Raw genomic sequence first — 6,754 nt, 5'->3', positions numbered from 1 at the left:
GAAGCAATCGTTGCTCCTGAAGGCAGCGTCCATGTATAGCCTGCAGCATTTGCAATAGCAGTAACTGTATAGGCAACACCCGACTGGCCCTGACAGACTGTAGCCGGACCCGATACTGCTGTTGCAGCACTCGGAAGCGGACTTACTGTAACCGTCGCTGAATTAAGATTTGTAATATTAGAAGAACAAGTTCCCCCTGTACCAGATGTTAAATTAGTAATTTTGATCACTATTGATCCTGCAGTACCTAAACTGGCTGTAGTAAAACTCCCCGATGTTAAAACACCTGCAGTACTAACAGTCATAGCTTTAGTTAATCCAGTAGACGCTCCCGCATCATAGGTAACAGTATAATTTCCAACAGGCAATGTCGTTGAAACCCCAGTCACAGTAACAGTCGTCGTACCGCCAACACATACTGTGGCAGGAGAAACTGACGTACTCGCAATACTATATGATGGACATGTGAATGTTAATTTTACTTGACCATCAGCTCCAAGGCCTCCAGTTCTTGCTGCAGTATTCTCAGGTGACCTACCGCCACCGCCTCCACCACCAGGAACTACACCTGGCAAACCATCTCCTCCGACAGTAGAAGTACCCTCAAATCCTTTCCCTCCATTTCCACCACCTGTTGGGGCAGTTGCACCATTATAATTTGTCGCAGTTACACCTGTTGCTGCAGTACCTGCACTACTGCCACCACCACCGCCATAATCCTCATTTACTCCATCAGCTCCATCACCACCAGCCCTAGTAAAAGTCCCTGTTCCTGTAGCGCCACCAACTCCATTTGCACCTGGTTGAGCACCAGTTCCACCAGTTCCACCACGTGCAACTACCGTTGTTGTTCCAAAAGTAGAATTTCCTCCCGCTCTTGTAGTTGTAGTAGTAGAAGGCGTACCTCCCTTTCCAACTACTATAGCATAAGATGTTCCTGAAGCTACAGTTACAGCCGAGCGACTATATCCGCCGCCGCCGCCGCCGCCGCCATTTGCAAATGTCTGATTTGCCATTCCACCTGCACCACCGGCTCCCCAGCATTCAACCGTAACACTAGTAATTCCCGCTGGAGGTATAAAACTATATGTTCCATTTGTCGTGAAAGGAACAACAGTTTGTCCGAAAGTAAAAAAAGGAATGATAAAAAACATTCCCAAACAAAGCGTCCTCAAACTCGGGTTAAAAGATCTTTCTTTAGAAGAATTAGAAAAATTTAAAAATAAAGAACGAACGAAATAAAGTAGTTTTCGTAGCATAGGCGTGGTATTAAATTTGTTTTTGGCGTTAAAAGAAAACTAAATGGTATGGCATTTTTCGGGGCAATACTTTAATTTTGGCTTTTAAAACTTAAATTTTTAAGTTAAAACACTGTTTTTCAAACTGGTTGAAACTTGTGATATTATCGTACAAAAATATTATAATTCCGCACACACACAACAATTTAAGCCATTTCTTTTTAAAGAAATGTGCAATAATCATTGAAAATTTAACATCAAAATGACTATTTTTAGCACTTATAGTTAAAAAGAAAGAAAAAACTCATGAATTCAATTTTTACTCCAAAAGAAGCTTTACAGAAATTAGAACACTTTTGTGCTTATCAAGAACGTTGTCACGATGAAGTAGTTTCAAAATTATACAGCTTAAAAATGACGGCAGATGAAATTGATTTAATTGTGGTTCAGCTGATTGAAGGAAATTTTCTGAACGAAACCCGATTTGCCTGTTCTTTTGCGAGAGGCAAACATCGGATAAAATCTTGGGGAAAAATTAGAATCACCAATGAACTTAAACTCCGAAACATCACTTCAACAAATATCAGCTTGGCATTGAAAGAAATTTCAGCTGAAGAATATGAAATTACTTTTAATGAACTTTCTGAAAGATGCTGGAACAGTCTTCAAGAAAAAAATCTGCTAAAGAAAAGAAAAAAGTTTTGCGACTATCTTCTTCGTCGTGGTTATGAGAGCAATTTTGTTTATGAAAAAGCAAAAGAGCTGGAACGAGAATAACTTCCTTTTTTCTTGCAAATTACCTCTTCCTAATTTCTTAAAAAGCAATCCATTTATCAGAAAATACTTTCCTATACAAATGTCTAATTGTTGCGGAATTTTCAGCATATCTCGCGTTTTTACAGCAAAAAGTTTAAATAATTGTAAATTTTAGATTGATTTTTACGATTTTTCTTATATATGAAATTTGACATTTATAGGAAATTCCATAAAAATGCGATTTTCTTTGTGCATTTCAACGATTAATCCAAACACTTCATCGATTAATCACCCTTTCTAAAACCATCCTTTTTCGAAACTCGTAGATGTATATATCTTTGCTAGGTTAATTCCTATGCCAGCATAACATCCTGATTGAAACCACTTAACATGACTACTTGGCTTCTTTTCGATGTTGCTTTTTTACATATTTGATGGCATAGAAACGTTAAACAAAACAAAATAAAAAAACATTTTTTTTTAAATTAAATGCCACGATTTAATATGATTCGAAAATTACTTTTAAGTTTTTTATTTTTTACTTTCTCACTTTTTTCATTCGCACAAAGCTTTACTGATTCAACACCAGCACCAGCTGGAACTAAAACATGGACAGTCCCAACCGGGGTTACTAATGTGACTCTCGAAATATGGGGTGCTGGCGGCGCTGGTGGCGGCTCTACATTAAACAAAGAAGGCGGTGCTGGAGGCGGTGGAGGTGCATACGTAACAAAAACTATTTCAGTTAACCCAGGAGATGTGATTACTTATTCTATTGGATTGGGAGCAACAGGTACAGTTGGAGACGGAGCAAAAGGCGGAAACACAACACTAAGTACCGTGTCGTCAACCAATTTAATTGCAAATGGAGGTTCGGGTGGAGCAACAGCGGCTCATAACAGTTCTGTTTCTGGCGGAAGTGGCGGAAGTGCCAGTGGAGGTACAAATTCAAATGGCTCGAATGGCGCAAATAACTCAACTTCAACCGGAAATGGTGGTAAAGGAGGTAATAGCGGAAATGGAGACGCTGGAGGTGCTGGAGCAGATGGCAGTAATGGTGGAAACGGAACAGCTGGAGCAACTCCAGGCGGAGGCGGAGGCGGTGGTGTCGGTAGAGCGTCCACTAACTACTTAGGAGGAAATGGAGGAAATGGGCAAGTAAAAATTACATACAGTTGTCCAACATATTCATTAACGAGTGTTTCAACAACTGACGCTTGTTCAACTGGCAAACAATCAACCGTTACAGCCAAATCTTCAGCTGCAGGACTTCCCATTGGGACTTATACTGTAGAATATAGATTAAGCTACAATAGCTACTCTACTGTCTACACAGCTACAATGACAGTTTCAACTGCAGGCACAGGTACTTTTACAAGTAATCTTTCAATAATGAGTGGGACTGAAAGTACAAATATCAGAATTGATAAAATAACCTCAAGCAGTTGCACTAGTACCATAAATTCTAATAATGTTTCCAACACTCTTTATATAGCTCCATTCAGAGGTGCGCCGACAGCAAATACTGGTTTTGCAAGCTGTAATGATTGGGTCGCTCAATGGAATAATGATACAGTAGATGGATATTATTTAGATGTTGCTATAGATAATACCTTTACAAATTATGTAAGCGGTTATCAAAATTTATATGTCGGAAATGTTATTTCTTATACATTAACCGGTTTAGCACATGGAGGAACTTATTATTACAGAGTAAGATCTCAAAATTATTGTGGAATAAGTGCGAACTCAAATGTGGTAAGTTTTACAGAAAAAGGAAATGGTTCCTCAAATGCCGGATCAATTTCAGGAGGTGATACGTCAATATGTCCTGGTAATACAACTCAGTATACAGTAAGTGGCAGTAATCCAACTAACGGAACGTGGTCCGTTTTTAACCAAACAGGAGCTGCAACAATTTCAAATACGGGACTTCTTTCTGCAACAAAACCAGGAACTGTTACGGTTGTTTTTACTGTGGGTTCCGGATGCGTATCATCGACTACAAAATCATTTACCATAGCTGGAGGCACTATTGGAGCTGCTTCATCTACGCCAACAATTTGCCTAGGAACAGCACTGACAGCAATTACACATACTACTTCAGGGTTTACAGGAATAGGAGCTGCTAGTAATTTACCTCCGGGAACTTCTGCAAGTTTTAGCAGCAACACTATCACAATTGTAGGAACACCAACAGTTGCAGGAACATACAATTACAGTATCCCATTAAACGGTGGAAGCTGTGGCAGTATTAATTCAAATGCTACCGGAAAAATCATTGTAAGTGGAAGCAATACAGTTAGCACATCATCAAACCCTACTATCTGCATTGGAGTAAATACAACATCGATAACACAAACGACTACTGGAGCTACTGGAATAGGAACCCCTTCAAATTTACCTCCTGGACTTACAGCATCTTGGTTATCAAATACTATAACTATTAGCGGAACACCAAATACAGCTGGAAGCTACACTTACAGTATTCCTCTAACAGGTGGCTGTGGAAGCATTAACGCGACAGGTACAATTACAGTAAATGACAATATGGGAGTTTCTGCTGCTTCATCAAGCCAGACTCTTTGTGTTAATACACTAATGACAAACATTACACATACAACAACTGGCGGTGTAACTGGAATTGGCACAGCTAATCCTCCTTTACCAGCTGGAGTTACTGCTTTGTGGGCGTCAAATACAATAACAATCAGCGGAACACCATCTGTTCCTGGAACTTATAATTACAGCATTCCAGTAATTGGGTGCGGCACAACAGTAAACGCTATTGGAACAATTACAGTAAATGCCAACATGGGAGTTTCTGCTGCATCTTCGAGCCAGACTCTTTGTGCTAATACGCTAATGACAAACATTACGCATACAACAACTGGCGGGGTGACAGGAATTGGAACAGCAAATCCTCCTTTACCAGCTGGAGTTACTGCGTCATGGGCATCAAATACAATAACAATCAGTGGAACACCATCTGCTCCAGGAACTTATAATTACAGTATTCCTGTAATTGGATGCGGTACAACAGTAAATGCCACAGGTTCAATTACGGTAAACCCAGTTTTAAACGCAAGCGTTACTATTACTCATGACCAATTAGATTTAACAATTTGCCAAGGCACACATGTTAGGTTTAAAGCACATCCAACTAATGGAGGGAATAATCCAACATACCAATGGTATAACGGCTCAACATTACTTACAGAAACTTCAGACTCTTATTTAGCTTATAATGTAACAAATACAGACTCCTTTAAAGTTGTAATGACATCTAATGCTTCACCTTGCCTAACGGGCAGTCCAGCAACTTCTAATACCATATCTTTTTCAGTTACTACAACAGATAGAGGGAGAACTCACGGCGGCGGAGACATTTGTTATGGAGCAATTCCTGGCAAAATGACTTTAACAAATTTTGACGGTCCTGGTGGTGTAACATATGCTTATCAAAACAAAATAGTCCGTTGGGAATATAGTACCGATGGTAATCAAACTTGGACACCTATTGCAGGAACAGATAAATTAATTGAATATACGCCAACAACTCCATTGTATGTGAATACCAATTTCCGCGCTGTAGCACAGACTGGAAGTTGTTCAGAACAATATGCTATTGAAACTGGTTTCAATGTATTTGCTCCAACTGTAATCACATCGCCATCTATCAATGGTCAGTTGAAATGCCAAGGTGATCCATTTTCGGCAATTTCTGTTAGTGCTACAGGAACTAATCCAAATGGTCAAAATGCTCTTTTGTACCAATGGTACAGTACGACACAAAACAATAACACAAGCGGATCTGCAATTAATGGTGCAACAACTAATACATATACACCATTATCAACAGCTGCAGTAACATTGTACTATTACTGTATCGTTACAGGCAAATGCGGAACGGCTTCAAGTACTGTTTCAGGAGCTTTTATTACTTATGCAAAACCAGCTGCTCCAGTTGCAAGTGTAACTATACAGCCAACTTGTTCTGGAACTAAAGGAACTATTACAATTACTCCTGTAAGCGGGCTTACATATAGCATCAATGGAACCGATTATTACAATCAAACTGTTTTCGATTCGCTTGATCCAAATACTTACATCGTAACTGCTAAAAATGCTACAGGATGCGTTTCATCAACAGGAACATCACTGCAAGTTAATACACCAACATCTAAAACATGGACAGGAGCAACAAGCACAGATTGGAACGTGGCAGGCAACTGGAGTCCGTCAGGAGTTCCAACAGCTACAGATTGCGTTATTATACCAGCAGGAGTAGCGAAAAATCCAATAATTTCAGATATAAATTTGGACTCATATGCTTACACACTAACTGTAAATGATCAAGCTTCGTTATTGATTAAAAGCAGTGCTACTTTAAGAGTTGACAGCGCTGTCAAAGTTTTATCATCAGCTGCAACAGCAGGCTCGTTATTTTTTGAGGACAGTGCAAGTTTAATACAAACAGACAATTCTCCTAATATAAATAGCGGTAAAATTTCGTATCAACGTACAACACCTGGAATTCGTCAAGCGGACTATACTTATTGGTCAACACCGGTACAAGGACAAACCCCTGGTGGAATTTCTTCTCAGACTGATCCAACCAAAATCTATTACACGGATGGTATTGGATGGGTTTCTATGTCAAAAACAGCTGTAATGACTGTGGGTAAAGGATACATCATTCGCGGTCCAGAAAATTATTCAAATACGGCTAGAGTTCCATTTACTGCAACTTTTTCAGG

3 protein-coding genes are annotated in these 6,754 nt (G+C 39.5%); 2 read left to right on the top strand and 1 reads right to left on the bottom strand.

All coding sequences use genetic code 11. The features are described from left to right. The coding region (locus GKZ88_RS22220; RefSeq protein ID WP_347343911.1) for a glycine-rich domain-containing protein at window positions 1–1,259 on the bottom strand (1,259 nt) is incomplete at its 3' end. Window positions 1,260–1,544: 285 nt separating this feature from the next. Here GKZ88_RS22220 and GKZ88_RS22215 point away from each other — a divergent pair. Beyond that, entirely contained in the window at window positions 1,545–2,015 is a 471-nt protein-coding gene (locus GKZ88_RS22215) for a RecX family transcriptional regulator (protein WP_155104494.1), read from the top strand. Between the two features lie 468 nt (window positions 2,016–2,483). After that, on the top strand, window positions 2,484–6,754 hold a 4,271-nt coding region (locus GKZ88_RS22210; RefSeq protein WP_347343910.1), incomplete at its 3' end, for a glycine-rich domain-containing protein.

It is taken from the genome of Flavobacterium sp. LC2016-01 (assembly GCF_009711135.1).
In the GTDB taxonomy this organism is placed as follows: domain Bacteria; phylum Bacteroidota; class Bacteroidia; order Flavobacteriales; family Flavobacteriaceae; genus Flavobacterium.
The sequence above is the reverse complement of the archived record's forward strand: the minus strand, read 5'-3'. Positions and strand labels throughout refer to the sequence as shown.

Bases quoted from the DNA above. Each gene is read 5' to 3' on its own strand.
- GKZ88_RS22215 (WP_155104494.1), top strand. From the start codon at position 1,545: ATGAATTCAATTTTTACTCCAAAAGAAGCTTTACAGAAATTAGAACAC.